This window comes from Streptomyces sp. NPDC005302, assembly GCF_040607345.1.
Lineage (GTDB): Bacteria > Actinomycetota > Actinomycetes > Streptomycetales > Streptomycetaceae > Streptomyces.
Map to the genome: position 1 here is coordinate 276,591 of NZ_JBEXGN010000004.1, position 25,764 is coordinate 302,354.

The following is a 25,764-nucleotide window of genomic DNA, read 5'->3' on the forward strand; positions in this document are numbered from 1 at the left end:
CGCCCCGGGACCGCGTGGCCCCGGGGCGTGGGCGGAGCTACTTGCGTTCCTGGCGGCGTGACTCCAGGGGACGTTCGCGCCGGTAGCGGCGCTCCCACCTGGCCTGACGGTCGCGCCGGTCGCGGTAGGCCCGGTAGCTGGAGTCGGGCCGGGCACCGGAGGCGCCGGCGGCGGGACCCGGAGTTCCCGGGGTGCCCGGGGAGGACGCGGCGGACGTGTTTCCCCCGGTCCGGCCGTAACGGACGTACAGGAAGAGGACCGCCACCGCAGCGAGCCAGAGCGTGTGGTTGGTGAAACCCATGACGACCAGGATCGCGGTCGCGGAAAAGATCAAGGTGCCCATGACGGGACTCCTTGGATGCGTGGATGAAAGGGCCTTGACGGCTTTCTGGATGGGCCGGCGGGGCGCTGGGGAAGGCAGCCGTCCGTCGGTGCGTAGAGAGTAGCCCCACGTCCGCGAACTGATGCCCGTACGGCGGAAAGCGGTGCCGTGTCGTACGTGAACGCACCTTCAGCGTAGGGAGCGTGGCTGCCCGGACGCATCTGGATTTCTCCCGACTGCACCTTGTGCGATATGACTATAAAGTCGAACGAAATCGACATAAGGGGTTCCCCTCATGAGCAATCTGTTCGTCGTCGCCTACGACGACGTGGCCACCGCCGACCAGGTGCGCGACAAGCTGTTCGAGCTGTCGAAGCAGCATCTCGTCGAGTTGGAGGACGCGGTTGTCGTCGAGCGGCACGAGGACGGCCGGATCAAGCTGCATCAGGCGGTCAGCCACACGGCCGTGGGCGCGGCGGGCGGCGCCTTGTGGGGCGGTGTCATCGGACTGCTGTTCCTGGCGCCGCTGCTGGGCGCGGCGGTGGGAGCGGCGGCCGGAGCGGCGGGCGGCGCGATCACGGACACCGGGGTCGACGACCGGTTCATGAAGGACCTGAGCCAGAATCTGCGGCCCGGCGCCGCCGCGCTGTTCGTCCTGGTGAAGCAGGCGGCCGGGGACAAGGTGATCCCTCAGATCGCGGAGTTCGGCGGCCAGTTGGTGCAGACCTCGCTGAGCCAGGAGCAGGAGGACGCGCTGCGCGACGCCGTCGCGGCGGCGCGGTCGAAGCAGTCGGACAGCGCCCCGGCACCGGGAGCGGGCAGCACGGCCGCGGCCCGGCCGGCGACCGGTGGTTCGTCCCCGTCCGGTGGTACGGCGGCGCCGTCGAAGAGCGGCACCGTGCGGTCGGAGTCCGGAGGCGACGGGACGCCGCCCAAGCCCGCCCCGCCGAAGCCCGGCCCGCCGAAGCCCGCTCCGCCCGCCCCGCCCGGGTCGGCGATGAGCGGCGCACCGGTCTCCTCCTGAGGCCCGGCGGGCCCGCCCCGCCTTCTCCGCCCGGCCCGCTGTCAGGGGCCGGGCGGCGGTGTGTGCGCCCGCCGGCGTCCGGGACGGTCAGTCGGTTCCGAGGTCCAGCCGTCCGTCGACCACGTCCCGGGCCACCTCGGCGAGTCGCCGCTGCTGCGACCGCGCGTGGGCGCGCAGGACGGCGAACGCCTCGTCGACCGACACTTTCCGGCGGGCCGCGAGCACGCCCTTGGCCTGCTCGATGACGACCCGGCTCTTCAGGGCGTGCCCGAGCTGGTCGGCGAGGGCACGGCTCTGGCGGATCTCGCGGTCGCGCGCCAGCGTGTAGCCGGCCGCGTCGGCGAACGCCCGGGCGAGGGCCAGCACCTCGTCACTGAGGGGGTCGGGCCCGGTGTAGAGCAGGACCAGGGCACCCAGGGTCAGACCCCGGCCGGGCCCTGCGGAGAGCGGGAGGGCGACGGCCCGACGGCAGCCGAGCTGTACGGCGCGGGGGGCGTAGCGCGGCCAGGCCTGCTGGGCCTGCGGTGCGTCCAGGAGGCTGTCCGGCACCGGGCGGCCGGTCCGCCGTGCGTCGTGCCCCGGCCCCTCGCCCCACTCCACCGCCTCCCATTCCAGGTCCACCAGGTCGGGGTCCGTCCCGGCGAGCTGGACCGGGAGGTGGTCGTCGGGGACGTGTATGACGGTGGCGCCGTGGCTGCCGAGAAGGCGCGGTCCGATCGTGGCGAGTGTGGCGAGCAGCCCGGACGGGTCGTCGGGCTCGGTCACCCCGTGCCCGGCCAACTCGACGAAGGCGTGGGCCAGCCGCTGCTGCGGCATGGGCGTGCTCATGGGGTCGTTGCCACCTCTCGGATCTCTGCCACTGGGGTTCTCTCCTGCTACTGGTTCTTCAGGTCCGCGGGATCGGGTGCCGCGTGTTCCCGGGCTGTGCCGGGCGCGGGCCCGAGATGTCCGCGGTCCGCGCGCCGTGTCCGTCCGTCCGAGTCATCCGAGGAGCAGCTCTCCCCCGACGATCCGCTCGGCCACGGTGTCAACCGGCAGACCCTCGCTGAAGGCACGGGCCTTGACGAGCTCGAGGGCGTCCGCGACGGCACAGCCCGCGTGGACCGACACCATGCCCGCCGCCTGGTGCACCACCGCGCGCACGTCCGTCCCGCCGTACAGCCCGGGGTCGGCCTGCGGGCCGAGCACCATCGTCCGGGTGAGGGCGTCCGCGACCTCGGTGAGGGAGCCCGTCGAGCTCGGCCGCGGGTCGAAGACGGTGAGGGAGCCGACGCAGGTGTCGTGCTGCCGCAGCGGCACGGCGGCCACCTCGTCGAAGCCGAGTTCGGGAAGTGCCGTCCCGTACACCGGCCAGCGCTCGCGCAGCTCGGGTCCGGCGGCGCGCACCGCGGCGCCGGCCGCGCTCGCGTCGGTGGCCGGTCCCTCACCGAGCAGGAACTCCAGCTCCTGTGCGGCGCGGGCGGGTTCGTCGGACGCGGCGACCGCGAGCTGGCTCCGGTCGGCGGCGAGGTAGCTGAGGGCGGCGCCACGGGTGCCGCAGACCTCGGCCACGGACGCCATGAAGCCGGGCGCGGTGGCCGGCGGACCGTCGGCGGCGGAGCCGGTGAGCAGCCGGGCGTAGGCCTCCTGGAGTTCGGCGGCCGTGCGCTGGCAGGACGCGGAGTCACGGTGGAGGCGCGCGAGACGGTGGTGCAGGTCCATGCCCGTGCGCTCTGCCAGTCGCACCTGGCGTGCGGCGGCGCCCAGCTCGCGCTCAGCGCGCTCCCGGGCCTGGGCGGCGTGGCGCAGGGCCCGCGCCACCGGGTCGGGTCGACCGCCCAGGGGCTCCATGTCCTCAGCCTACGCCCGTCAGGTCCGGGCGGAGGCGTCGCCGGAGCTCTCCTCCATGAGCATGACCACCCCGCCGCCGTCGCCGTCGAAGGGACTGGTCAGCACGGCGCACCGGAGGGACTTTCCGAGCCTGCTGACCGACGCCACATAGCGCGGAGTGCCCCGTTTGCCGGTGTCGAGACACTCGTGGACCACCGTGCGCAGCGAGTCCGTGGGGAGCCCGAAGTCCAGTGAGAATAACGGCTGCCCGATCGCCTCGTCGCCGCGCAGTCCCCACAGGTCGACGGCGCCCGAGTTCCAGCTGGTCACCTTCAGGTCCCGGTCGAGGACCACGACGCCGGCGCCGACGCTGGAGAGGATGCCTTCGAGGAAGACGCGGGCGGCGTCCAGCTCCTCGGTGCGCACCCGGAGTTCCTCGTTCATCGTTTCCAGTTCCTCGTTGCCGGACTGGAGTTCCTCGTTGGTGGTCTCCAGTTCCTCGTTGGTGGACTGGAGTTCCTCGTTCGTGGTCTCCAGCTCCTCGATGCTGGACTGGAGTTCCTCGTTCGTGGTCTCCAGCTCCTCGTTGGTGGACTGGAGTTCCTCGTAGGCGGTCTCCAGGTCCTCGCGTACGCGCTTGACCTCGGACTTGAGCTGGGTGGCGACGGTGACGTCGGTGAAGGTGATGCTGGTGGCCACGGGCGGATTGCCCGGCGACATCAGCGGCTGGATGAGGATGTCGTAGTACTGGTGCTCCTCGCCGACCCGGCGCTCGGTGCCGTTGATGCGCAGGGAGCGGCGCTCGTTCGTCGCCTGCTCGATCAGTGAGCGCAGTTCCAGCGGCCGGTAGGAGATCTCCAGGTCCTGGAAGGGGCGGCCGAGGTCACCGGCCGTGAGTCCGAACTGGGTCCGGGCCTGGCTGTTGACGAGGACGACGATGCCGTCGGCGTCGACGGCGAGCATCGGGGTCGGCGCGCCGTCGACGACGAGGTCGCGGACCTGCCGGGTGCGGGCCACCGTCTTCACCTCGGTGGCGGAGCCCGACCTGATCTTCACGCCGGTCGGCTGGTAGGGCGTGGGCTGGCTCCCGGGGCGGCGGCGGAAGATCCGCTGGCGCATGCTGACCACGTCGAAGCGGTCGGCGTCGTTGAGGAGCAGCTCGGCCTTGCCGAGGAAGAGGAAGCCGCTCTCGCGGAGCGCGAAGTGGAAGCGGTCGACGATCTGGGTCTGCGCCTCCACGTTGAAGTACATCAGCGTGTTGCGGCAGACGAGGAGGTCGAGGCGCGAGATGGGGGCGTCGCGGGTGATGTCGTGGCGGCCGAAGATGACCCGGCGGCGCAGGTCGCCGCGGAAGCTGAACTGGGCACCGTTCGCGTCGAAGTACTTCTCGCGCAGTTCCGGAGCGAGGGTTTCGAGGGCCTTCGCCGGATAGAGGCCCGCCCTGGCCTCGCGGAGCGCCTCCTCGTCGACGTCCGTGCCGTAGATCTTCACCCGGTTGAGTGCCTCGTCCAGGCCGATGGTCTCCGCGAACATGATCGCGAGCGAGTAGGCCTCCTCGCCGCTGGAGCAGCCCGCGCTCCACACCCGGATCTCCTCCTCGGGCCCGAGCTGCGCGAGCACCTCGGGCACCACCTCGTTCTGGAGGAAGGTCCAGGCGTCGGGGTCGCGGAAGACCGAGGTGACGTTGATCAGGATGGTGTTGAAGAGGGCGCCGAACTCGTCGGCGCTCGTCTCCAGCCGGTCGCGGTAGTCGGCGTACGACGTGACCTGGGCGTCGGCCATCCGCTTGCGGATGCGGCGGCCCAGCGTCGACCGCTTGTACCCGGTGAAGTCGAATCCGCGCGCGTCCCGCAGGAAGCCGAGGAGCTCTTCCAGTTCCTCGTCGGTCTCAGCGTCCCGCCCGTCAGCCATGACGTCCTCATCCACTTCGTGTCAGTCACTTCGTGTCGCTCCGCCGCCGGTCACCGCGGGCCGCTTGTGCTGGTCGCTCACTGCCGGTCGCTCACTGCCGGTCGCTCATTGCTTCTCGCTCGCGACCAGCCCCCGGATCAGTTCGGAGATCTCTGCCAGCGGCAGGACGAAATCGACCGCGCCGGTGGCCACGGCCGCGTCCGGCATCCCCCGGAACTGCGCGCTCGCCGGATCCTGGGCGATGACCGTGCCGCCGCGCGACTTCACGGCGTCCACCCCCATCGCGCCGTCACCACCCGATCCGGTGAGCACACAGACGATGGCCCGCTCCCCGTACGCACCGGCGACCGACTCGAAGAGCAGGTCGGCCGAGGGACGGACGAAATGGACGAGCTCGCTGTTCGACAGGCTCAGGACACCCTCGGGACCGGCCAGCAGGTGGCGGTCGGGCGGGGCGATGTAGACGGTGCCTGCCTCGATCCGCTCGTCGGCCTCCGCGAGCTTGACCGCGAGTTCCGTACGCCGGGAGAGCACGTCGGCGATGACCGTCCGGTGCCGGCGGTCGAGGTGCTGGACGACGAGGACCGGCACGGGGAAGTCGGCGCCGAGACCGCCGAGGAGTTCGATGAGCGCGTAGATGCCGCCCGCGGAGGAGGCGACCGCCACGACGGCGTACTGCTCCGGAGTGGACGCTTCAGCCCTCATACACGGAGCGTAGCGCCGTATCGGGGTCACCGACGGCGCCGAACCCCCGCGGGCGTCGGATTCGGGGCACGCGAGGGTGCGTGGCGTCGGCCCGGAGGTGCCGGTCGACGGGCGCGGGAGGTCACACGTTGGGGGCCGCCGGGACGACGCCGGCCATCACCGCCGCGCCGAGCGCCATGTGGTCCGCGGCGGTGCGGTCCGCGTAGCGCAGCGCGAAGTGTGCGAGGGAGCGGTCGAAGGTGTCGGCGCCGCCGAGGTAGGCCGCGATGGCGACGCGGTCACCGGACCGGGCGTGCGCGCGGGCCAGGGCGGTGCCGCACAGTCCGGCGTATCCGCGCAGCTCACCTGGGTCCATGCCGGCGATGTCCGCGGAGCCCTTCATGTCGCGCAGCTGGCGCCAGTAGAAGGCGCGTCCCTCGGGTCCGGTGGTCCAGCCGAGGAAGATGTCGCCGGCGGCCTGCATCAGCCGCTGCCCGGCGACGACGCGGCGCCCCGGGTGGAGGTACGGACCGGTCGGCAGGTGCTCCTCGAGTACGGAGCGGCCGGCCTGCTTGATCTGCAGGAACAGCGGGTCGTCGGCGTCCCGGCCGGCGAGCAGCACGATGAAGCAGCGGGTGCCTACGCTGCCCACACCGACCACCTTGCGAGCGGCGTCGACGAAGCGGTAGCGGTCGAGGAGGAGACGGCGTTCCTCGGTGAGCGTGGAGCGGTAGTCGCTGAAGATCTTGCGGAGCGTCGCCATGTCGAGGGTGCCGGCCGGTTCCAGCAGGGGCGGGTCGTGGACGATGCGGGGGCGTCCGTCGACGGTCTCGGTGAGTTTGCCGAGCGCGTGCAGGCTGGTGCGGCGGCGGGCCCGGGTGAGGGTCGCCTCGGCGCGCCGGCGTCTGCGTCCGGAGCGGACCAGCGGCAGCAGCAGGTCGGCGTCGATGTGCTGGTACCAGACGGTCAGCTCGCCCTGCCGGGCCAGCCGGCGCATGGTCTCGCGGTAGTGCCCGGCGGCCGCCCGTGCCGCGGCGAAGACGTGCTCCTCCTTGTGCCCGTTCTCGCGGGCGGCGACGGCGACGCTGGCCGCGAGCCGTTTCACGTCCCACTCGAAGGGGCCGGGGAACGTCTCGTCGAAGTCGTTGAGGTCGAAGAGCAGCGAGCGTTCCGGTGAGGCGTAGAGGCCGAAGTTCAGCAGGTGGGCGTCGCCGCACAGCTGGACGGTGAGCCCGGTGTGCGGCTGGGCCGCCAGGTCGGCGGCCATGACGGCGGCGGCTCCGCGCAGGAACGCGAACGGTGACGCGGCCATCCGTCCGTACCGGATGGGAAGCAGTTCCTGGAGCCGGTCCCGGCCCTGCCGTTGCAGGACGCCGACCGGATCGGGGCGGTCCGCGGCGGGGATCCAGGTGCCGTGCGCGGAGCGGGAGACGCGCTTGCGGGCCGCCCGGCCGCGGGCGGCGCGGTCCGCCGAGGTCGCCGTGACACCGTTGCGGAGCACGGCCGTCAGTGCCGCACGGCGCGGGCGACGGTGGTGTCGACGTCGCCGGTGAGGGCGCGGTTGCTGCGGGCCGTCGCGTCCTTGGACCCGTCGGCCGCGACGTCGTCCACGGTCACGACGGTGGTGTCGAGGAGGTTGCCGCTCGTGTCGCGGAAGTCGACCTGGACGACGTACGACCGTGCCGAGGAGGTCGGGTTCGACGCGGTCACCTTCACGGTGGCGCGGCCGTCGGAGTCGGCGCTCGGCGAGCCGTCGAGCTTCACCTCGTCCTTGGCGTCCGCGCCGCTCTTGAACTCGTCGAACCTCCGGCCGGCCTCAGCCGTCGCCGAGGCGAGGGAGTCGCCGGCCCGGGTGGCGGCCGACGCGGCTCTCGAAGCCGCCGAGGCGGCCTTGGAGGCCGCGTCGGAGGGGCTGCTGTCGTCGGAGCAGGCGGCCAGCGACGCGGCCAGCGACACCACCACGGCCACGGCCAGGATCAGCCGGACCGGCCCTCGTGCGCCGTTGCTCTGCATCGCGTCTCCCGTTGTGGTCCTGTCTCGCCTCCGGGCTCCGCTCCTCGCGGTGGCCCCAGTCAAGGCCGCGGGCGGGGCCGCCGCATGCCCGGGTAGGACGAACGGGTGAGCCGCGCCCCGTACCGGGCGGCCGTCCGGGAGGATGAGCGCCACGAAGGCCGGGGGTCGGGAGGCGGAGGCGGCGTGACGGGGAAACCACGGCACATCGGGGTGGCGGAGCGGCGGGCACGGCTGGGGCTGCGGATGGGCCTCGCGCCGTCCGCGCGGGCCGCACGGCCCGAGGAGATCGCGGACGCGCTGGTCGCGCTGCACGGGACCGATCCGTCGACGGTGTACCTGGCGGTCGGCGCGCGGCTCGTGGACGCCGGGGTGACGGTCGCCGAGGTCGACCGGGCGCTGTACGAGGACCGGACGCTCGTGCGGATGCACGGCATGCGGCACACCGTGTTCGTGTTCCCCACCGCTCTCGCGGCCGTGGTGCACGCCTCGACCGGGCTGGACATCGCGGCGAAGGCGCGCGCCGGACTCATCAAGGACATGGTCACCGGCAGCGACGGGCGGCTGACCGAGGAGTGGCTCACCCCGGTCGAGGAGTCGGCGCTCGCCGCGCTGGCCCGCCGCGGCCAGGCGACGGTGAACGAACTCACCCGGGACGAGCCCCGGTTGAAGGAGCAGTTCACCTACGGCGCCGGCAAGAGCTACGAGAGTCCGCACACGCTGTCGTCCCGGCTGATGCGGGTGCTGGGCGTCGAGGGCCGGGTGGTGCGGGGACGTCCGCTGGGTTCCTGGACGTCGAGCCAGTTCCGCTGGGCGGTGGCGCCGCCGCACCCCGAACTCCCGCCCGAGGAGGCCAGGTCCGAGCTGCTGCGCCGCTGGCTCACCGCGTGCGGGCCCGCCACGGAGGCCGACCTGAAGTGGTGGACGGGCTGGAAGGTCACCGACGTACGGCGGACGCTGGCCGCGATCGGCGCGGTGACCGTCTCGCTCGACGACGGGATCACCGCCTACGTGACGGCCGGCGACGAGGAGCCGGTCACCGGACCCGCCGAACCCTGGGCCGCGTTGCTGCCCGCCCTCGACCCGACGCCGATGAGCCGCCAGGAGCGCGACTGGTATCTCGCCCCCTCCCTGCGGGCCGCCCTGTTCGACCGCAGCGGCAACATCGGGCCGACGGTGTGGTGGGACGGCCGGGTGGTCGGCGGCTGGGCGCAGCGGCCCGACGGCGAGATCGCCTGGCGGCTGCTGGAGACGGAGGGCGTGGGCCGCGACGCGCGGGCCGCCGTCACGGCGGAGGCCGCACGCCTGCGGCAATGGGTGGGGACGACCCGCGTCACCCCTCGCTTCCGGACGCCCCTGGAAAGGGAGTTGGCGGCCGGCTGAGGCTACGCGGGCCGCGCGGGGCGGAGCGGAACGCCCCGCCCCGGTGCCGGAACAACCGGTGCCGGGCGCCCCGTCGCACGACGAGGGCACCCGGCACTTTCGGAGCGGCGTACCCGAACCCTCAGCGGGCGGGACGCCTCAGCGCGCGTACCTCATCAGGGCGCGCACCATGTGGCACGTGGTGTCCGACGGCGGGTGGACGCCGATGAGCTGGGCGGCGCCGTGGATGGTCTCGTTGCGGGCCTGGTTCGGCACGTACACACCGGAGTCGAGCAGGGCGATGGCCAGACGCATCGCCTTGAGCCGGCGGTTGTGCGTGACGTACCAGTCGCGGGGACGGCCCGGCGGGAGCGGGCGCTTCTCCACCGGCTCGTACGGCAGGTCCAGTTGGACCGGCCTCCTCGCGGTGGACTGGGTGGGCAGCGGCTTCAGTGCGGCAGCGGGCACGGGCATCCTCCTGTCGCGTCAGGACCCCTCCGGACCGCCCGGCGGGATCCTCGAACACTGCTATCAGTCTACTGCGTGGCACTGACATTCAGGGAGCCCGGACAGACGTTAAACGGCCAGGTGAGAAAGGGAATTGACGCTGTTCCACCCCCGGTCCGAGAGTGACGCGTGGGGCGGCGGAAAATCGAACAGGGGTAGCGTGTGCGGCATGGAGATCTGGATCAATCCGGCCTGTTCGAAGTGCCGCGGCGCGGTCGGCCTGCTCGACGCGGAAGGCGCCGACTACACCGTGCGCCGCTACCTGGAGGACGTGCCGGGCGAGGACGAGATCCGCGACGTGCTCGACCGTCTCGGACTCGAACCGTGGGACATCACGCGGACCCAGGAGACCGTGGCCAAGGAGCTGGGACTCGCGGAGTGGGCGCGGGACGCCGGTGCGCGGGACCGGTGGATCACCGCGCTCAGTGAGCATCCGAAGCTGATCCAGCGGCCGATCATCACCGCGGACGACGGGACGGCGGTCGTGGCCCGCACGGACGAGGCGGTACGGGACGCGCTGTCCCGGCGGTAGACGCGAGCGGACCGGCGGCGAACACCGAACGAAGCGGCACCACCATGCCGTTCGGCGGGCCCGAGCCGGACCCCGTCCCAACTCCCCTGTGATCCAGGTTACTTACGAGGCCGCGGTCACCGTTGAGCAACTCCGTTCGGTATCCCGTACATAGCGGCGTAACGCTCCCCCCCGCACTGGAGGCGCGCATGTCGCGTAGGAGAACGCTCAGCACCAAGAAGAAGATCGCCCTGCTGACCGGCGCGGCGCTCGTGGCCGGGGGCGGGGCGTTCGCCCTCGCCGCCACCTCGAACGCCGCGTCGGTGCAGAACGCGCAGACCTCGACGGTCTGCAAGGGTCTGGCCACCGCGCTCGGCAACAACCAGAAGTTCATCGCGGACCAGCGGGCCACGCCCGACGCCCAGTCGGCGGCCAGGATCGCCAACCGCGAGGCCGTCATCGCGCAGATCAAGGTTCAGCAGGAGGCGTCCGGCTGCGCGGTCGGGGAGTCGGCTCAGGACTCCCAGACCGCTCCGCAGCCGGGCCAGTCCGCGCCGGCCGAGGCCGCGCCCGCCCCCTCCGCTCCGGCGCAGGCGGACCCGGCGCAGACCGCTCCCGCGGACAACGCGGGAGCGGGCGCCGCCACGGGGCAGCAGGTCTGCACCGGTTCGACGGTCACGCTCTCCGGCGAGGGCGGCGCACCGGCCGCGTCCAGCAACCAGTTCCCGGCCGGGACGAAGCTGAAGGTCACCAACCTGGACAACAACAAGTCCACGACGGTGGAGGTCACCTCGGTCTCCGGAAGCTGTGTCCTGCTGAACAACGCGGCCTTCGAACAGGTCAGGGAACCCGGCAAGTTCCTGATCCGCAAGGCCCGCATCGAGAAGGTGGGCTAGGACCTGTCCGGTCGATCTTGGTGGAGGAGACGTCGGTGCCTGATCGACCCACCTGAGCGAGGTGTGGTGCGTGCAGCTGCAAGGCGGAGGAGGGAGGCGACGCGGAGCGTCGTCGACCGACGACAACGCCGCAGATGTGCGTGCCACACCTCGCGTCTCCGCCATGATCGGCCGGGCAGGTCCTAGGCTGCCCGGGTAGCGGACGCAACGGGTCGAGGCCCTGTCCCCGCCGGTTCCTCCGGACCGGTGGGGGCGGGGTCTTCGTGCGTCGGGCAACCGGGGCGCAACCGCATCACTTCGCCCGTATCGCCTCCATGCCCATCGCATACGAGCCGGCCGCGGGCAGGGGTGTTCGGGACCGGGCCGGGCGGCGTGCCGGCGGATCGCGGTTGCGAACACCGTCGCGCGCACCCGGGCCGCGGGGCGGCTCGCGTGAGACGGGGCACACACAGGCCGGGTAACACGGGGTTCACCTACGGGCAACGGCCGGGAAATCGCCGGTTGACAGGCTGCCGGGCATCCCCAGCGGCGTCCCGGTGCCGCAGCGCCGCAGCACCCGCAAGTGCGCCTCAAGACACACCCCGAAGGATGTGGCCCGTGACCTTCAAGGCTGAGTACATCTGGATCGACGGCACCGAGCCGACGGCCAAGCTCCGTTCCAAGACGAAGATCCTGGGCGACGACGCCAAGGGCGCGGAGCTGCCGATCTGGGGCTTCGACGGTTCCTCCACGAACCAGGCCGAGGGCCACGCCTCCGACCGCGTACTCAAGCCGGTGGCCAGCTACCCGGACCCGATCCGCGGCGGCGACGACGTCCTCGTCATGTGCGAGGTCCTGAACATCGACATGACGCCGCACGAGTCCAACACCCGTGCCGCGCTGACCGAGGTCTCCGAGAAGTTCGCCGCCCAGGAGTCGATCTTCGGCATCGAGCAGGAGTACACGTTCTTCAAGGGCACGCGCCCGCTCGGCTTCCCCGAGGGCGGCTTCCCGGCTGCGCAGGGCGGCTACTACTGCGGGGTGGGCTCGGACGAGATCTTCGGCCGTGACGTCGTCGAGGCGCACCTGGAGAACTGTCTGAAGGCGGGCCTCGGCATCTCCGGCATCAACGCCGAGGTCATGCCCGGCCAGTGGGAGTTCCAGGTCGGCCCGCTGGCGCCGCTGGAGGTCTCGGACCAGCTGTGGGTGGCCCGCTGGCTGCTCTACCGCACCGCCGAGGACTTCGGTGTCTCCGCGACGCTCGACCCCAAGCCGGTGAAGGGCGACTGGAACGGCGCGGGCGCGCACACCAACTTCTCCACGAAGGCGATGCGCGAGGGCTACGACGCGATCATCACCGCGTGCGAGTCGCTGGGCGAGGGCTCGAAGCCCATGGACCACGTCAAGCACTACGGCGCCGGCATCGACGACCGCCTGACGGGCCTGCACGAGACCGCCCCGTGGAACGAGTACTCCTACGGTGTCTCCAACCGCGGCGCCTCGGTCCGTATCCCGTGGCAGGTCGAGAAGGACGGCAAGGGCTACATCGAGGACCGCCGTCCCAACGCGAACGTCGACCCGTACGTCGTGACGCGCCTGATCGTCGACACCTGCTGCAGCGCCCTGGAGAAGGCCGGCCAGGTCTGATCCGCCGCACACCCGTGAAGGGGCGCCCGCCGGACCGGCGGGCGCCCCTCCCGCGTTCCCCGGACCGGCCGGGGCGTTGTCGGTGGGACGTGCCAGAGTTGCCCCATGGGGAACGACGAACAGCTCGCCGTCAAGGTCAAGACGGAGAACGGACGGAGCCACCAGCGGATTCCGGCGGACACGCTGCGGACGCTGGTGCGCGGGATCGGCGGCGCGGGCGACCGCTTCCTGGTCCTGAACCGGATACCGGACCTGCCGGACGTCTTCGCGCAGGTGTGGCACGAGCGGGGCGGGGACTACCGCCTGGAGCACCGCGAGAGCCGCGCCCGCTTCTTCGGCACGACGCTGGACGCGGGCGAAGCCGACCGGGTGGCCGACGCTCTGGTGGGCTGGGCCCGGGGCGAGGACGGCTGGGACGCGGGCCTCACGTGGGAGCCGCTCGGCCACGACGTCCCGGAGGACGTCCCGGAACTGCCGGCGGACGTACGGGGCGAGATCGAGCCACGGATCAGGGAACTGCTGCGCTGCGGTTACGACGACCGGGCCCGGCTCACCGAGAACGCCGAGGAGTATCTGGTCGACGGCGACCACCGGCCGGTCTCCCGGGCCCAGGCCCGCGAACTGGTCGACCGGCTGTGGACGGAGCGGCTGGCCGAACAGGCGCTCTGGGAAGGGGTGACGGACCCGGAGCGCCTCACCGAGATCTTCGAGGCGCTCGACGCGGACGGCATCACCGCCCGGGAGAACTTCACCTGTTGCCGTACCTGCGGCATCACCGAGATAGGGGCCGAGCGCGGTGAGGGGTCGCGCGGCTTCGTCTTCTTCCACTCCCAGTGCACGGAGGGCGCCACGGCGGGCCACGGACTGATGCTGCTGTACGGCGGGTTCGACGGCTCGGCCGCGACCACGGCGTCCGTCGGCCGCGAGGTCGTCGCGGCACTGGACGCGGCGGGCCTGTCCGCCCAGTGGGACGGCTCCCCGGACAGCGCCGTCCATGTCACCGGTCTGACGTGGCACAAGCGCCTGGTCGGATAGGGACTCCCTGCGTCACGTTCACGCCAAGGATGCGTCCGGTCCGTGGAAGGACTCTCCTGCCGCGCGCCGCCTTCTGCTTCAATGGGGGCATGGCCAGCTACCAGAAGTGCACCGCGACGGGTCGCCATGACCTCGAGCCCTTCTGGCCTTCCCGTCAGCACCACGACTTCGACCGGGTGTGTTGCCGCGCGACGAACGCGCCGGCCCTCTAAAGCCGTACACCCCGGCCTTCGGCCAGCGCGCACGACGTACGTCCTCGACGACCCGGCCACGAACCCGCGGTCGTCGACCACCCGACGGACTTCTCGCGCGAAAGAGCTGACCTCTCATGGCGACCACTCGTTCCTTCTCCTCCGTAGCGACGGCTCCCACCCCCTCGACCTCCCCGGGACGGCACCGACTGCGTGCCGTCGACCGGGACGAGGTGGTCGACGTCGCCGGCTTCCTGCCGCCGGGCGCCACCTGGCTGCCCGCTCCCCCGCACACCCTGCCGGTCCTGCCGGGACAGCCGCCGATGATCGGCTACCTCGTCCTCGTGCCGGCCGACCAGCATCCCCTGCTGCCCGTGGCCGTACCGGACCGGCCCGCGCAGGACGGCGCCGAGCCGTCACCCGGCGGCACGGGTGCCGGCGAACCGCTGGTGCGCATCGACACCGTGCAACGCACCGCCGAGGTCGACGGACGGATCCTGGACCTGACCTATCTGGAGTTCGAGCTGCTCGCGCATCTCGTCCAGCACCCGCACCGGGTGCACACCCGCGACCAGCTGGTCTCCACGGTGTGGGGGTACGGCCACGTGGGCGACGGCCGGACCGTCGACGTCCATGTCGCGCGGCTGCGCCGCAAGCTCGGGGCGCAGCACCGCCAGTCCATCCAGACGGTGCGCCGCGTGGGTTACAAGTACGCCCCTTCGAGCGGCAGTTGACCTGACCGCGGCTCGACCGGCTCCCCCGTCACCCGTCCGCCGCCGCCCCGGCCGGTTCTTCTGTCGGCAGATTCCTGTTCCGCCGGCCGGGTGCGGCGGGCAGAGTCGTCCGTATGACACGGAGACTTCTGATGCTGGGCGGGACGGAGTTCGTGGGGCGCGCCGTCGTGGAGGCGGGGCTCGGCCGGGGGTGGGAGGTCACGGTCTTCCACCGCGGCCGGCACGAACCACCGGCCGGGGTGCGGACGTTGCTGGGCGACCGCACCGCTCCGGACGGACTCGCGGCGCTCGCCGGCAGCGCCGACGAGTGGGATCTCGTCGTCGACACCTGGTCGGGGGCACCGCGCGTGGTCCGGGACAGCGCGCGGCTGCTGGCCGGGCGGGTGTCCCGGTACGTGTACGTGTCGAGCTGCTCCGTGTACGCCTGGCCGCGCGAGGCCGGGTCCGACGAGGGCGCGCCGGTCGTGGACGGGGCGTCGCCCGACGCGGAGGCGACCGACTACGCGCGGGACAAACGGGGTGGCGAGCTGGCCGCCACGGACGCCTTCGGGCCGGAGAACTCCCTGCTCGTGCGGTGCGGGCTGATCCTCGGGCCGTACGAGAACATCGGGCGGCTGCCGTGGTGGCTGAACCGGATCGCGGCGGGCGGCCCGGTCCTCGCGCCCGGCCCGCGTGAACTACCGCTCCAGTACATCGACGTGCGGGACCTCGCGGAGTGGACGCTCTCGGCGGCGGAGGCGGGGCTCGGCGGCGCGTACGACCTGGTGAGCACCCCGGGTCACAGCACGATGGGGGCCCTGCTCGACGCGTGCGCCGAGGTCACCGGGGGCCGCGCGGAGCTGCGGTGGACCGATCCCGAGACCGTCCTCGCCGCGGGGATCGAGCCGTGGACGCAGCTGCCGGTCTGGGTGCCGCCCGCGAGCGAACTGCACGCCGCCGTGTACGCGATGGACGTCTCCCGGGCGCTCGGGACCGGGCTCCGCTGCCGGCCGGTGCGGGCGACCGTCGCCGACACCTGGGAGTGGCTCCGGTCGCACGGCGGGACGGCGCCGCTGCGGCCCGACCGGCCGGCGGTGGGTCTCGACCCCGCGGTGGAGGCGAAGGTCCTCGGCATCTGAGACCCCGCGGCACCGCTCGCGACGCGGCGGGTGTGGCGTCACGCCGCCCAGCCACGCAGGCCGAGGCGAACCGAACGCGTCACCCGGACACGGCCCGGGCTCGCGTTCTCCCCGGGCCGCAGCCTCCGCCGGAGCCGGCGCCCGTACCGACCCGGCCGGTGACCGGAGCCGCGAACGGGCCCCGGTATTACGACGATCGGCAGCCCCCTCCCGCCACCGCCGCCCCCGGGGGGTGCTGCTGGCACCACCCCCCGGCAGGGGGCTCGGCCCAGTGACGGGGCTCCGTCGGTCGGCGAGACTCGGGGCATGGAGTCGCAGAGGTTCGAGGCGCGGGCCCGCGGGCGGGAGGCCCTGGTGGCCGGGGCACGCGGGCTGGCGGTCGCCGTGACCGGACTGGCAGGGTCGGTCGGGCTGTTCGTCCTGACCGTCGTATCCGTCCTGCTGGTCCCGGTCGGTGTCGGGATCGTCACGACACCCCGGGTGCTGACCGCGGTCCGGGCCTTCGCGGACGCGCGGCGGCTGGCCGCGGCCCGGTGGTGCGGGGTGCGGATCCCGGCCGCCTACCGGCCGCTGCCCGAGGGGGCCAACCCCTGGGCGCGGTGTTTCGGGATGCTCCGGGACCCGGCCACCCGGCGGGACGTGCGCTGGCTGCTGTTCGACATGACCGCGGGGTTCGTCACCGCGATGCTGCCGGCCGCGCTGGTGCTGTACCCGCTGGAGGGCTTCGCGCTCGCGCTCGGCCTGTGGCGGGTGTTCACGGACGGCACGTACGTCGGCTGGTGGTACGGCTTCGTGCCGATCTCCGGTCAGGCGTCGGCGCTGGCCGCGGGGGTCCTCGGCGCCGCGCTCCTGGCCGCCTCCCTCTTCTGCTCCCCTCTCCTCCTGCGGCTCCACTTCCGCGTCACCCGTGCCGTCCTGGCCCCCGGCGAGGGTGAACTCGCCGAGCGCGTGCGGGTGCTGACCGAGACCCGGCGGGAGGCCGTGGACACCTCGGCCGCCGAACTGCGGCGCATCGAGCGGGACCTGCACGACGGCGCGCAGGCCCGCCTGGTCGCGGTGGGCATGGACCTGGGAACCGTCGAGGCGCTCATCGAGAAGGACCCCGCGCGGGCGAAGCACCTGCTGGCGCAGGCGCGGAAGTCCTCGGCCGACGCGCTCACCGAGCTGCGCGACCTCGTCCGGGGCATTCATCCGCCGGTACTCGCCGAACGCGGACTCGGCGACGCCATCAGGGCGCTGGCGCTGAGCCTGCCGCCGGTGAGCGAGGTCGACGTGGACCTGGCCGGGCGGGTGGAGGCGCCGGTCGAGTCGGCCGCGTACTTCGCGGTGAGCGAGGTGCTGGCCAACGCGGTCAAGCACGCGGGCGCCGACCGGCTCTGGATCGACGTGCACCACCGGGACGGCACGCTCCGGATCACCGTCACCGACAACGGCAGGGGCGGCGCCCGGGTCGGCGCCGGATCCGGGCTCGGCGGGATCGAGCGGCGGCTCGGTACATTCGACGGCGTCCTCGCCGTCAGCAGCCCCGCGGGCGGTCCCACCCGGGTCACCCTGGAGATCCCTTGCGTGTTGTCCTAGCCGAAGACCTCTTCCTGTTGCGCGACGGCCTGGTCCGGATGCTGGAGGCCTACGACTTCGAGATCGCCGCGGCGGTCGAGACCGGGCCCGAACTCGCGCGGGCGCTGCGGGAGTTGCAGCCGGACGTGGCGGTGGTGGACGTACGGCTGCCGCCCTCGCACACCGACGAGGGACTGCAGTGCGCCCTGCGGGCCCGGCGTGAGCGGCCCGGGCTGCCGGTGCTCGTCCTGTCGCAGCACGTCGAGCAGCTGTACGCGCGTGAGCTGCTCGCCGACGGCAGTGGCGGGGTCGGCTATCTGCTGAAGGACCGGGTGTTCGACGCGGAGCAGTTCATCGACGCCGTACGCAGGGTGGCGGCGGGAGGCACCGCCATGGACCCGCAGGTGATCCAGCAGCTGCTGGCCCGGCGTACGGCCGGGGACCAGCCGGTCGGGCGGCTCACTCCGCGGGAGCGGGAGGTGCTGGATCTGATGGCGCAGGGACGTACCAACGCGGCGATCGCGGCACAGCTCGTCGTGACGGAAAGGGCGATCGCCAAACACACCTCCAACATCTTCGCGAAGCTGGGTCTGGAGGTGTCGGACGACGACAATCGGCGCGTCCTCGCGGTGCTCGCCTATTTGGACCGGGACGCCCACTGAATTTCAGTCAAAAAGCGCTCTCAAACCTTTTGAGTGAGAGCAACTCCCGTGAATTCGGGGGCTTCTGGGCCCATTGTGCCCGAATTGGTCTCACGAAGTTCTAAGATTTTCCGGGGTTTCTGAACACCCCACCCGCCCCGTGCGTATGGAATGGAGCCGCTTCACTCCTGTCGGGCGCCCTCGATGCCCCGCAAGGAAGTCAGAGGAGTTCCATGGGACGCAACGTACGAAAACGCCGTTCGCCGCTGGCCGTTCGGGCCATTGCCGCGTCGGCAGCGCTCGCTATCGGCGGGGGTGGACTGGTCTGGGCGAACTTCTACGCCTCGGCGCACGAGGAGAACTCGTCTCCCAATACCACGAAGGCAGCCACCGCTCAGGTGGCCACCATCAGCTGTCCGGACGTCGGCCAGAAGCTGACCAACGTGCCGAACAAGGCCCGTGGTGAGGTGGACGGCGAACTCGCCACGCTGGACGAGCAGATCACCGCCGCCTACCAGCGGCTCGCCACCACCCGCGACGCGCAGACGAGGGATGCGAGCTTCGTCCAGAACTCCATCCTCGGACCGCTGAAGAACAACCGGTCGGTGATCATCGACCGGATCAAGCTGGAGATCAGCAGGGTCGGCGGGGCCGCTCCCGGCTCGCTCGACGGCCTCTCCTCCTGCACGGGTACGCCCGCCAGCCAGACCAACGCCGGCTGGGGCAACAACGGCGGCCAGAACAACGGCGGGCAGAACAACGGCGGCACGGCCAGTCCGGCTCCGTCCCCGTCCGCCAGCGCGAGCGCCGGCGGCCAGCAGGGCGGCGGCCAGCAGGCGGGCAACGGCGGTCAGGCCGGCAACGGACCGCTCGCCGCGGACTTCGTCGACATCACGAAGGCCCAGGCGAACGTCCCCCGCAAGGCGCGCACCCGGGCCGGCGGTTCGACGGGCACGTTCACCACGTCCTGCGGCGTGAACGCGAACAAGAAGTTCAACACGGACAACGTGATCGTGGCGCCCGGCGTCAGCAACGGCGCGCACCACCTGCACGACTACGTGGGCAACCAGTCGAACGACGCGTTCGCCAACAACGACACGTTCGCCGCGGCCAAGACCACCTGCGCCAACCAGGGCGACAAGTCGACGTACTACTGGCCGGTCGTGCGTATCCAGAACGGTACGCAGGACTTCGACCAGAACAACGACGGCGGTGGCAAGGAAGGAAACGTCGGCCAGATCCAGCAGGTCAAGCAGGCGCAGATCAAGTTCGTCGGCAGCGCGAAGAGCCAGGTCGTCGCGATGCCGAAGTTCCTGCGCATCATCACCGGTGACGCGAAGACCACGACCAACGGTCTCGCGAACGCCAACGCGCACTGGTCCTGCACCGGCTTCGAGAACAAGGTGCAGCTCACGCAGCAGTACCCGATCTGCCCGCGCGGCAGCACCGTGGTACGCACCTTCGCCTTCCAGAGCTGCTGGGACGGAGTGAACGCCGACAGCGCCAACCACCGTACACACGTGGCCTTCGCGGACGCCCAGGGCAACTGCGCCAATGGCTTCAAGGCCATTCCGCAGCTGACGATGCGCCTGGTCTACGGCTTCCGGGCGCCGACCCTGCAGAACGGGCAGGTCAAGAACGCCTACGCGGTGGACGGATTCCCCGAGCAGCTGCACAAGGCCGCGACCGACCACGACGACTTCATCAATGTCTTCGACGACAACCTGATGACCAAGATGGTCAACTGCATCAACAAGGGCCAGCGTTGTAAGTGACCCCCCATGAGGAAGCCGGTGGCGGGAATTCCCCGCCACCGGCTTTCTTGTGTCCGCCTGTCCCCGGCCCGTCGGGCCGGGGACAGGTCCGCGCCGTCAGCCGCTGTGCTCGTGACCGGCGTGCGCGCCGTGCGAGGTCCCTTCCTCCAGGCTTCCGCCGAGCCGTCCGCGCAGGGACGTGACCATCTTCTGGTCGCCGACGGCCACCCACTTGGCGCCGACGAGATACGAACCGCCGTAGTCCTTGGCCCCGTTGAGCCACTCGCGCTGACCGCGGTCGGTGGCGAAGGTCGCCAGGATGAACTTGCCGGCGTCGACCTTGCAGACCCCCTGGCGGATCTCGTCCGCGTCGGTCTGGATGTCCGGACGGCACTTCACCTCGGCCGCCAGGTCCTCCAGGCTGCCGGTCGCCGTGGCCGGCACGGTCTCCCGCGCGGCGGCCGCCTTGTCGTCCGATCCGCCGCCGCAGCCGGTCAGCGTCAGCAGGACGGTCACGGCCGCCCCGGCCAGAAGCCTCTCGCGTGTCACCCTCATACGTTCCTCCGGTACCTGTCGGCGCTCACGCCGAAGCGAGCCCCGGCAGGGGCTCTGTCTCCGATACGGCTCCGGGCCGCCCCATGCTCAACGGGACGCCGTTTTCGCGTGGGGAACCCGATACCGCTGGTGGCACAGCTGTGCGAGGGTGTCCCTCGTGACCGAAGACTGGGAAGAGCGTACGGCGGCCGCCTGGGCCACTTTCGACAGCTACGAGGAAGAGCGGGAGGCCGACTTCCGGGCGGTGATCGACGTCCTGGTCGCCGAACTGCCCGCGGACAGCCCCCTCGGCCCCTTCGAGCAGGCCTGCGCCTGGGACTCCACGGGCCACTCCGACCGGGCCGTGCCGCTGTACCGCGAGGCCCTGGCACGCGGCCTGAGCGGGTACAAGGGGCGGCGCGCCAGGATCCAGCTCTCCAGTTCACTGCGCAACATCGGACAGGCGGACGAGGGCGTCAAGCTCCTCACTCCCGAACTGGTCGCACCCTCGGACGAGTTGGACGACGCGGTGCGCGCGTGCCTCGCCCTCTGCCTCGCCGATCTCGGCCGCGAACGTGAGGGCCTGGCCCTGGTGATCGGCGCTCTGGCCCCTCATCTGCCGCGCTACCAGCGGTCGATGGCGAACTACGCCCGCCTGCTGGTGGAGCCGGAGGAGTCCGGCTCCTGAGCCCCCGGCGGGGCCGGTGACCATCCACCCGTTCGCTCGTTTTGCTGAACGTGCAGTCACAGGATGTAGCCAAACGCCCCGCAGCCTCCTCCGGAACGGTCGTCGACGTCGAGCAGGCCGAGGCGGCACTCGTCGAGCACTACCCGCGGCTGGTCCGGCTCGCGTATCTGGTGCTGCCGCCGAGCCTCGGCCGCAACCGGCGGGTCCTGACGGCGCACGCCCTCACTCAGCGAGCCCTGCCCCGCGGCCGGGCGTCCGGCGACGCCTCGGTCATCCCGGCCCAGCAGAGCGGCGGCGGCCGTGACGGCGACCCCGGCTACGCGTTCGTCCGCCTCCAGGTGGTGCGTTCGGCACTGGAGGCGGGGCTGCCGCTGAAGCGGCGGGCCTGGCCGAAGCGGTCCCAGCTGCCGCCGCTGCTCCCCCAGGTGTGGGGCCTGCGGCTGTTCCCCCGCTCCGGCGGTGCCGACGAACTCGCCCTGGACCAGCGGCTGTCCGCGCTCTCCGGCCCCGCCCGCGCCGCGTACGTGCTGCGCGGCCTGGAGAAGGTGCCCGACCCGCAGCTGCGCAAGGTGCTGGCGGCCGCGGGCGTGGCGGACCCGGCGGCGGCACTGACGGAGGCGGCCGGCGTGGAGGCGCGGGACGCGCTGCTCGCCTCCCCGGAGTTCGACCCCTGTTCGCTGCACGCGCGGCCGACCGACCTGATGCGGCGCAGGCAGCACCTGAGGGCCGCCCTCGCGGCCGCCGCCGCGCTGGCCGTGTGCGGCGCGCTGCTCGGACTGCCGAGCGACGGCTGGGGCCCGGACGGCGCGGCGGCCCCGTCCTACGCGCAGAACCCGGCCGCCGAGGCCGCGTTGAACCCGGCCCGGCTGGAGCGGGTGGCGCCCGCCGCCTGGGAGTCGTCCGCGCGCACCGACTTCTCCGTGTGGCCCGCGCGCGGCGACCTCGTCAAGGACACCGGGCTGCTGCGCCGCGCGCTCGCGGTGTGGGCGAGGCCCGGGGAGTCCGTCCAGGTGTCGGCGACGCCCGGCACCCCGTCGGGCGCCCCGCCCGGACCGCCCCAGCTGCTGTACGCGGGCACCGTCGACCAGGCCCGGGTGGTGCTCCTCTACGACGGTCTGCGCATCGCCCGCTACGCCGAGCCGAAGGACGGCACGGGCGGCGCGGCCCTGGACTTCGCCCGGGTGGACGGGGCGAGCGGAGCCGAGGCGAGCGCGGTGGTGCTGAGCCGCGCCGACGGCAACGTCCGCTATCTGACCGCGCCCTGGGTGAAGAAGGCCGCCGAGCGCGACCTGCTGAAGCCGAACACCGGCACGATGGACCTCACGCTGTCCGCCGACGGCTCCACCTCGCCGCTGGCGGGCCCGCCGCAGACCGGCGCGTGCACGTCGTGGAACGTGCTCCAGGTCGACGACGGTTCGGGCAGCCGCCTGCTGAGTGACCTCGGGGAGCTGATCCCGGCCCACCTCACCGCGGGCCGGCCCGGCGCCCCGCGGGAGACGACGGGCGCCGCGAACCTGCGGAGCTGGGCGCCCTTCGCGTGCTCCCTCGCCTCGGTGCGCTCGCAGGGCGTGCGGTCGGTGAACGCCTGGCAGTTCGCGCAGCAGTCACTGCCCGACGCGAGCGGCTCGGCGACCTGGGTGTGCACCCGCGCCGACACCTGGCGGGGCGGCGGCACCCGGGTACTGGCCCAGTTCCGCACCCCCGGCGGGACGTACGGGGCGGTCGCGGCGAAGGCCGAGAACTCCCCCGCGTGCGGCTCCCGCGACCCGCACGTGCTGGCCGGTGTGCTGTGGAAGTCGGGCGCGGGGTCCTGGTACCTGCTCGCCGCCGGCACCAAGGACACGGCGTCGGTCGCGGCGAGCGGCGGGGTGCGCGGCTCGGCCGAGGGGCCGCTGCTCGCCGTTCGGACGAAGCAGGGGGCGCAGGCCCAGTTGAAGGGGACCCTGGAGGACGGCCGGGGCATCAGCGGACTGCGCTGAACCGGACGCCTCGACGCTGTCGGCCACCTCGGGCGGGGTGGCCGGCGGCGTCGTTCTGCACGACGGTTGCTGACGCGTACGTAAATAAGTGGGCGCAGAGGGGTTCTCCGCGCGCCTACCCGTCAGTACATTGACGCCATGTCTAACACGCAGGCCCGGCTGCCGGTGCCGGTCGAGTCCGAGTGGACGGCGCTCAAGGCGCGCAAGGTGTCGTTCTCGTGGGAGGACACACCGCTGCACTGGGTGCCGGACGATCCGTTCGCCACGCACACCATCAACGTGCTGCATCTGCTGCTGCCCGCCGGTGAGCGGTGGTTCGTGCACGTCTACCGACAGGTGCTGCCGCTGATCCGCGACGAGCGGCTGCGCGCGGACGTCATCGGGTTCATCGGCCAGGAGGCGATGCACTCGCAGGCGCACGATGAGGTGCTGCCGCATCTCAAGGAGCTGGGGCTCGACCCGACGCCGTACACCGCGCAGGTCGACTGGCTCTTCGAGAAGCTGCTCGGCGACCGGACGCTGCCGCCGGGCCGGGCCCGGAAGTGGTGGCTGCTGGAGCGGGTCGCCCTGATCGCGGCGATCGAGCACTACACCGCCTTCCTCGGCGACTGGGTGCTGAACGCGCGGGAGCTGGACCGGCGCGGCGCCGACCCCACCATGCTGGACCTGCTGCGCTGGCACGGCGCCGAGGAGGTCGAGCACCGCTCGGTGGCGTTCGAGCTGTTCCAGCACGTCGACGGAAGCTACCGGCGGCGCGCGCGTACCTGGGCGACCGCCTTCAGCGCCCTCGTCTTCCTGTGGCAGCGCGGGGCCCGGTTCTTCATGGAGAACGACCCGACCCTGGCGGACGGCCACGCGAGCTTCAAGGACTTCTACGTCGGCGGCAAGCGCGGCGTGCTGCCGTCCACCGGCGCCATGCTCCGGTCGATCCCCCGTTATCTGAGCCGCACGTACCACCCCTCGCAGGAAGGCTCCACCGAACAGGCCGTCGCCTATCTGGCCTCCTCCCCGGCCGCCGTTGCGGCCTCGCTCGCCGAGAAGGGTGCTGGTGCCGCATGACGCCCAGGCTGCGGACCGTCGTCGCGATCGCCGGTACGGCCCTGCTGGTCCGCCGGGCCCTGCGGCGCCGTATCGGGGCGTCGCCGCTGTGGCCGCTGCCCGCCCTGGAGGAACCGGTCTCGGGCCGGCCCCGGTCGCGGGCGCTGCGGCTGCTGGTCACCCGGCACGAGCGGGTCGCCGACGGCGTCGTCCAACTGCGTCTGGAGGGAGCGGACCTGCCCTCCTGGGAGCCGGGCGCCCATCTCGACCTGGTGCTGCCCTCGGGACTCGTCCGGCAGTACTCGCTGTGCGGGGACCCGGAGGACGCCTCCTCGTACACTGTCGCGACCCGGCTGGTCGAGGACGGGCGGGGCGGATCGCGGGAGGTGCACGAGCAGCTCCAGGAGGGCACGGAGGTCGAGGTGCGCGGACCGCGCAACCGCTTCCCGCTCGGGGACGCGCCGGCCTACGTGTTCGTCGCGGGCGGGATCGGCATCACCCCCGTGCTTCCGATGCTGCGCTCCGTCGGGGAGGGCGCCGACTGGCGGCTGCTCTACGGGGGCCGGACGCGTGCCTCGATGCCGTTCCTGGAGGAGATCGAGAAGCTCGACCGTACGCGGGTCACCGTGACAGCCGAGGACGAGGACGGACTGCCCGACCTGGACGCGCTGTTCGCGGACCTTCCCGCGGGCGCGGCGGTCTACTGCTGCGGCCCCGAGGGTCTGATGGCCGCGGTCGAGGCCCGTCTCCCCGAGGGCGGCACCTTGCACCTGGAGCGGTTCACGGCCCGGGCACCCGGATCCGGTGACCGTTCCTTCGAGGTGGAACTGCGCCGCAGCGGACGTTCGGTGACCGTGCCCGCGGGCTCCACGGTCCTCGCCGCCGTCCGCGCGGAGTTCCCCGACACCCTGTACTCGTGCGAGCAGGGGTTCTGCGGAACCTGCCAACAGCGTGTCCTGGAGGGAGAGATCGACCACCGGGACGAACTCCTGACGGACGCGGAGCGTGACGACTCGATGCTGATCTGTGTCTCCCGCGCGCGAGGGGAGCGCATCGTGCTGGACATGTGAGCGCCGGCGGCCCGGACCGGCCCGTTCCGGGCCGGATCCGATCGGTAAGGTGTTCGCATGACAACCGGGGTACGCCGCAGGATGGGTGTCGAGGAGCGACGGCAGCAGTTGATCGGCGTCGCCCTCGAACTGTTCAGCCGACGCTCGCCCGACGAGGTCTCCATCGACGAGATAGCCTCCGCCGCGGGCATCTCACGCCCGCTCGTGTACCACTACTTCCCGGGCAAACTCAGCTTGTACGAGGCCGCTTTGCAGCGGGCGGCGGACGATCTCGCGGGCCGTTTCGTGGAGGCCCACGAAGGCCCCCTGGGGGCCCGGCTGCTGCGCGTGATGCGCCGGTTCTTCGACTTCGTCGACGATCACGGGCCCGGTTTCGCCGCGTTGATGCGGGGCGGTCCGGCCGTCGGCTCGTCCACCACCAACGCCCTGGTCGACTCCGTCCGGCAGGCCGCCTACCTCCAGGTCCTGTCGCATCTGAACGTGCAGAACCCGCCGGCCCGGCTGGAGCTGGTGGTCCGCTCCTGGATCTCGCTGGTCGAGTCGACCGCGTTGATCTGGCTGGACGGGCGGCGGATCCCGCGCGGCGAGCTGGAGGTCCAGCTCGTGCACGACTTCGCGGCGCTGGCCGCGGTGAGCGCGGCCTACGACGACGAGGTGGCCGCCCTGCTGCGCCGGGGGCTGGAGGGCGAGCCGGGCGACGGCCCGTTCACCGACCTCGCCGTCCGGCTCATCTCGCTGGCCACCCCGCCCGCGCCGTAGGGGC

The 25,764-nt window shown here is 72.3% G+C and carries 25 protein-coding genes; 16 read left to right on the forward strand and 9 right to left on the reverse strand.

Annotated features, from left to right (window positions below):
* Positions 1 to 37: 37 nt before the first annotated feature.
* Entirely contained in the window at positions 38 to 343 is a 306-nt protein-coding gene (locus ABZT74_RS07955; protein WP_355870442.1) for a hypothetical protein, read from the reverse strand.
* Positions 344 to 617: 274 nt separating this feature from the next.
* Here ABZT74_RS07955 and ABZT74_RS07960 point away from each other — a divergent pair, with 274 nt between their 5' ends.
* A complete protein-coding gene (locus tag ABZT74_RS07960; RefSeq protein WP_356165802.1) occupies positions 618 to 1,346 on the forward strand; it encodes a DUF1269 domain-containing protein in 729 nt (242 codons plus the stop codon).
* A gap of 87 nt (positions 1,347 to 1,433) precedes the next feature.
* Here ABZT74_RS07960 and ABZT74_RS07965 read toward each other — a convergent pair whose 3' ends face one another.
* The 6 genes from ABZT74_RS07965 to ABZT74_RS07990 form a co-directional block, all read right to left on the reverse strand.
* Complete coding sequence (locus tag ABZT74_RS07965) at positions 1,434 to 2,174, reverse strand: ANTAR domain-containing protein (RefSeq protein WP_356165804.1); 741 nt, start codon at positions 2,172 to 2,174, stop codon at positions 1,434 to 1,436.
* Positions 2,175 to 2,327: 153 nt separating this feature from the next.
* Positions 2,328 to 3,176, reverse strand: a complete 849-nt coding sequence (locus ABZT74_RS07970; RefSeq protein WP_356433738.1) for an ANTAR domain-containing protein — start codon at positions 3,174 to 3,176, stop codon at positions 2,328 to 2,330.
* A gap of 18 nt (positions 3,177 to 3,194) precedes the next feature.
* Positions 3,195 to 5,066, reverse strand: a complete 1,872-nt coding sequence (locus tag ABZT74_RS07975) for a CheR family methyltransferase (protein ID WP_356433739.1) — start codon at positions 5,064 to 5,066, stop codon at positions 3,195 to 3,197.
* A 105-nt stretch (positions 5,067 to 5,171) separates the two neighbouring features.
* Positions 5,172 to 5,771, reverse strand: coding sequence for a chemotaxis protein CheB (locus tag ABZT74_RS07980; RefSeq protein WP_356165812.1), 600 nt, complete (start codon positions 5,769 to 5,771; stop codon positions 5,172 to 5,174).
* Between the two features lie 121 nt (positions 5,772 to 5,892).
* On the reverse strand, positions 5,893 to 7,251 hold the full coding sequence (locus tag ABZT74_RS07985; RefSeq protein ID WP_356433740.1) for a DUF2252 domain-containing protein: 1,359 nt from the start codon (positions 7,249 to 7,251) through the stop codon (positions 5,893 to 5,895).
* A 5-nt stretch (positions 7,252 to 7,256) separates the two neighbouring features.
* Positions 7,257 to 7,763, reverse strand: a complete 507-nt coding sequence (locus ABZT74_RS07990) for a hypothetical protein (RefSeq protein WP_356433741.1) — start codon at positions 7,761 to 7,763, stop codon at positions 7,257 to 7,259.
* A gap of 243 nt (positions 7,764 to 8,006) precedes the next feature.
* On the opposite strand from ABZT74_RS07990, the gene ABZT74_RS07995 reads away from it, so the two are divergent.
* A complete protein-coding gene (locus tag ABZT74_RS07995; RefSeq protein ID WP_356433825.1) occupies positions 8,007 to 9,143 on the forward strand; it encodes a winged helix DNA-binding domain-containing protein in 1,137 nt (378 codons plus the stop codon).
* 138 nt (positions 9,144 to 9,281) lie between these two features.
* Here ABZT74_RS07995 and ABZT74_RS08000 read toward each other — a convergent pair whose 3' ends face one another.
* Positions 9,282 to 9,590, reverse strand: a complete 309-nt coding sequence (locus tag ABZT74_RS08000; protein ID WP_355870428.1) for a hypothetical protein — start codon at positions 9,588 to 9,590, stop codon at positions 9,282 to 9,284.
* Positions 9,591 to 9,798: 208 nt separating this feature from the next.
* Between ABZT74_RS08000 and ABZT74_RS08005 the strand changes: the two genes are divergently transcribed.
* The 9 genes from ABZT74_RS08005 (at position 9,799) to ABZT74_RS08045 (ending at position 19,713) form a co-directional block, all read left to right on the forward strand.
* On the forward strand, positions 9,799 to 10,161 hold the full coding sequence (locus ABZT74_RS08005; protein ID WP_355870426.1) for an arsenate reductase family protein: 363 nt from the start codon (positions 9,799 to 9,801) through the stop codon (positions 10,159 to 10,161).
* Between the two features lie 188 nt (positions 10,162 to 10,349).
* Entirely contained in the window at positions 10,350 to 11,036 is a 687-nt protein-coding gene (locus tag ABZT74_RS08010; protein WP_355870424.1) for a hypothetical protein, read from the forward strand.
* Between the two features lie 597 nt (positions 11,037 to 11,633).
* On the forward strand, positions 11,634 to 12,662 hold the full coding sequence (glnII, locus tag ABZT74_RS08015) for a glutamine synthetase (RefSeq protein ID WP_355870422.1): 1,029 nt from the start codon (positions 11,634 to 11,636) through the stop codon (positions 12,660 to 12,662).
* 105 nt (positions 12,663 to 12,767) lie between these two features.
* The gene (locus ABZT74_RS08020; protein ID WP_356433742.1) at positions 12,768 to 13,697 is read left to right on the forward strand and encodes a hypothetical protein; all 930 of its coding nucleotides are present in this window, start codon (positions 12,768 to 12,770) and stop codon (positions 13,695 to 13,697) included.
* Positions 13,698 to 14,025: 328 nt separating this feature from the next.
* Positions 14,026 to 14,622: a winged helix-turn-helix domain-containing protein gene (locus tag ABZT74_RS08025; protein ID WP_356433743.1), complete on the forward strand. Its 597-nt coding sequence runs from the start codon at positions 14,026 to 14,028 to the stop codon at positions 14,620 to 14,622.
* A gap of 113 nt (positions 14,623 to 14,735) precedes the next feature.
* Entirely contained in the window at positions 14,736 to 15,740 is a 1,005-nt protein-coding gene (locus tag ABZT74_RS08030) for an NAD-dependent epimerase/dehydratase family protein (RefSeq protein ID WP_356433744.1), read from the forward strand.
* 306 nt (positions 15,741 to 16,046) lie between these two features.
* Positions 16,047 to 17,318 (forward strand): sensor domain-containing protein, encoded by a 1,272-nt coding sequence (locus tag ABZT74_RS08035; protein WP_356433745.1) that lies wholly within the window; start codon positions 16,047 to 16,049, stop codon positions 17,316 to 17,318.
* Entirely contained in the window at positions 17,303 to 17,959 is a 657-nt protein-coding gene (locus ABZT74_RS08040) for a response regulator transcription factor (RefSeq protein ID WP_356433746.1), read from the forward strand. Before ABZT74_RS08035 ends, ABZT74_RS08040 begins: the two co-directional genes overlap by 16 nt.
* Positions 17,960 to 18,171: 212 nt before the next feature.
* Positions 18,172 to 19,713 (forward strand): DUF1996 domain-containing protein, encoded by a 1,542-nt coding sequence (locus ABZT74_RS08045; protein ID WP_355870407.1) that lies wholly within the window; start codon positions 18,172 to 18,174, stop codon positions 19,711 to 19,713.
* 96 nt (positions 19,714 to 19,809) lie between these two features.
* Here the strand turns inward: ABZT74_RS08045 and ABZT74_RS08050 are convergent, their stop codons facing one another.
* Positions 19,810 to 20,247, reverse strand: coding sequence for a hypothetical protein (locus tag ABZT74_RS08050; RefSeq protein ID WP_356165832.1), 438 nt, complete (start codon positions 20,245 to 20,247; stop codon positions 19,810 to 19,812).
* 157 nt (positions 20,248 to 20,404) lie between these two features.
* Between ABZT74_RS08050 and ABZT74_RS08055 the strand changes: the two genes are divergently transcribed.
* The 5 genes from ABZT74_RS08055 (at position 20,405) to ABZT74_RS08075 (ending at position 25,760) form a co-directional block, all read left to right on the forward strand.
* The gene (locus ABZT74_RS08055; protein WP_356433747.1) at positions 20,405 to 20,914 is read left to right on the forward strand and encodes a tetratricopeptide repeat protein; all 510 of its coding nucleotides are present in this window, start codon (positions 20,405 to 20,407) and stop codon (positions 20,912 to 20,914) included.
* Positions 20,915 to 20,964: 50 nt separating this feature from the next.
* Complete coding sequence (locus ABZT74_RS08060; RefSeq protein WP_356433748.1) at positions 20,965 to 22,893, forward strand: hypothetical protein; 1,929 nt, start codon at positions 20,965 to 20,967, stop codon at positions 22,891 to 22,893.
* Positions 22,894 to 23,031: 138 nt separating this feature from the next.
* Positions 23,032 to 23,952: a metal-dependent hydrolase gene (locus ABZT74_RS08065; protein ID WP_356433749.1), complete on the forward strand. Its 921-nt coding sequence runs from the start codon at positions 23,032 to 23,034 to the stop codon at positions 23,950 to 23,952.
* The gene (locus ABZT74_RS08070; RefSeq protein ID WP_356433750.1) at positions 23,949 to 25,001 is read left to right on the forward strand and encodes a PDR/VanB family oxidoreductase; all 1,053 of its coding nucleotides are present in this window, start codon (positions 23,949 to 23,951) and stop codon (positions 24,999 to 25,001) included. The genes ABZT74_RS08065 and ABZT74_RS08070 overlap by 4 nt, the downstream gene beginning before the upstream one ends.
* A 57-nt stretch (positions 25,002 to 25,058) precedes the next feature.
* Positions 25,059 to 25,760: a TetR/AcrR family transcriptional regulator gene (locus tag ABZT74_RS08075; protein WP_356433751.1), complete on the forward strand. Its 702-nt coding sequence runs from the start codon at positions 25,059 to 25,061 to the stop codon at positions 25,758 to 25,760.
* Positions 25,761 to 25,764: the final 4 nt, after the last annotated feature.

Excerpts from the sequence above, each read along its gene's own strand:
- ABZT74_RS07955 (WP_355870442.1), bottom strand. The coding sequence starts at position 343 with ATGGGCACCTTGATCTTTTCCGCGACCGCGATCCTGGTCGTCATGGGT.
- ABZT74_RS07960 (WP_356165802.1), top strand. The coding sequence starts at position 618 with ATGAGCAATCTGTTCGTCGTCGCCTACGACGACGTGGCCACCGCCGAC.
- ABZT74_RS07965 (WP_356165804.1), bottom strand. The coding sequence starts at position 2,174 with ATGAGCACGCCCATGCCGCAGCAGCGGCTGGCCCACGCCTTCGTCGAG.
- ABZT74_RS07970 (WP_356433738.1), bottom strand. The coding sequence starts at position 3,176 with ATGGAGCCCCTGGGCGGTCGACCCGACCCGGTGGCGCGGGCCCTGCGC.
- ABZT74_RS07975 (WP_356433739.1), bottom strand. The coding sequence starts at position 5,066 with ATGGCTGACGGGCGGGACGCTGAGACCGACGAGGAACTGGAAGAGCTC.
- ABZT74_RS07980 (WP_356165812.1), bottom strand. The coding sequence starts at position 5,771 with ATGAGGGCTGAAGCGTCCACTCCGGAGCAGTACGCCGTCGTGGCGGTC.
- ABZT74_RS07990 (WP_356433741.1), bottom strand. The coding sequence starts at position 7,763 with ATGCAGAGCAACGGCGCACGAGGGCCGGTCCGGCTGATCCTGGCCGTG.
- ABZT74_RS07995 (WP_356433825.1), top strand. The coding sequence starts at position 8,007 with ATGGGCCTCGCGCCGTCCGCGCGGGCCGCACGGCCCGAGGAGATCGCG.
- ABZT74_RS08005 (WP_355870426.1), top strand. The coding sequence starts at position 9,799 with ATGGAGATCTGGATCAATCCGGCCTGTTCGAAGTGCCGCGGCGCGGTC.
- ABZT74_RS08010 (WP_355870424.1), top strand. The coding sequence starts at position 10,350 with ATGTCGCGTAGGAGAACGCTCAGCACCAAGAAGAAGATCGCCCTGCTG.
- ABZT74_RS08020 (WP_356433742.1), top strand. The coding sequence starts at position 12,768 with ATGGGGAACGACGAACAGCTCGCCGTCAAGGTCAAGACGGAGAACGGA.
- ABZT74_RS08025 (WP_356433743.1), top strand. The coding sequence starts at position 14,026 with ATGGCGACCACTCGTTCCTTCTCCTCCGTAGCGACGGCTCCCACCCCC.
- ABZT74_RS08030 (WP_356433744.1), top strand. The coding sequence starts at position 14,736 with ATGACACGGAGACTTCTGATGCTGGGCGGGACGGAGTTCGTGGGGCGC.
- ABZT74_RS08035 (WP_356433745.1), top strand. The coding sequence starts at position 16,047 with ATGGAGTCGCAGAGGTTCGAGGCGCGGGCCCGCGGGCGGGAGGCCCTG.
- ABZT74_RS08045 (WP_355870407.1), top strand. The coding sequence starts at position 18,172 with ATGGGACGCAACGTACGAAAACGCCGTTCGCCGCTGGCCGTTCGGGCC.
- ABZT74_RS08050 (WP_356165832.1), bottom strand. The coding sequence starts at position 20,247 with ATGAGGGTGACACGCGAGAGGCTTCTGGCCGGGGCGGCCGTGACCGTC.
- ABZT74_RS08065 (WP_356433749.1), top strand. The coding sequence starts at position 23,032 with ATGTCTAACACGCAGGCCCGGCTGCCGGTGCCGGTCGAGTCCGAGTGG.
- ABZT74_RS08070 (WP_356433750.1), top strand. The coding sequence starts at position 23,949 with ATGACGCCCAGGCTGCGGACCGTCGTCGCGATCGCCGGTACGGCCCTG.
- ABZT74_RS08075 (WP_356433751.1), top strand. The coding sequence starts at position 25,059 with ATGACAACCGGGGTACGCCGCAGGATGGGTGTCGAGGAGCGACGGCAG.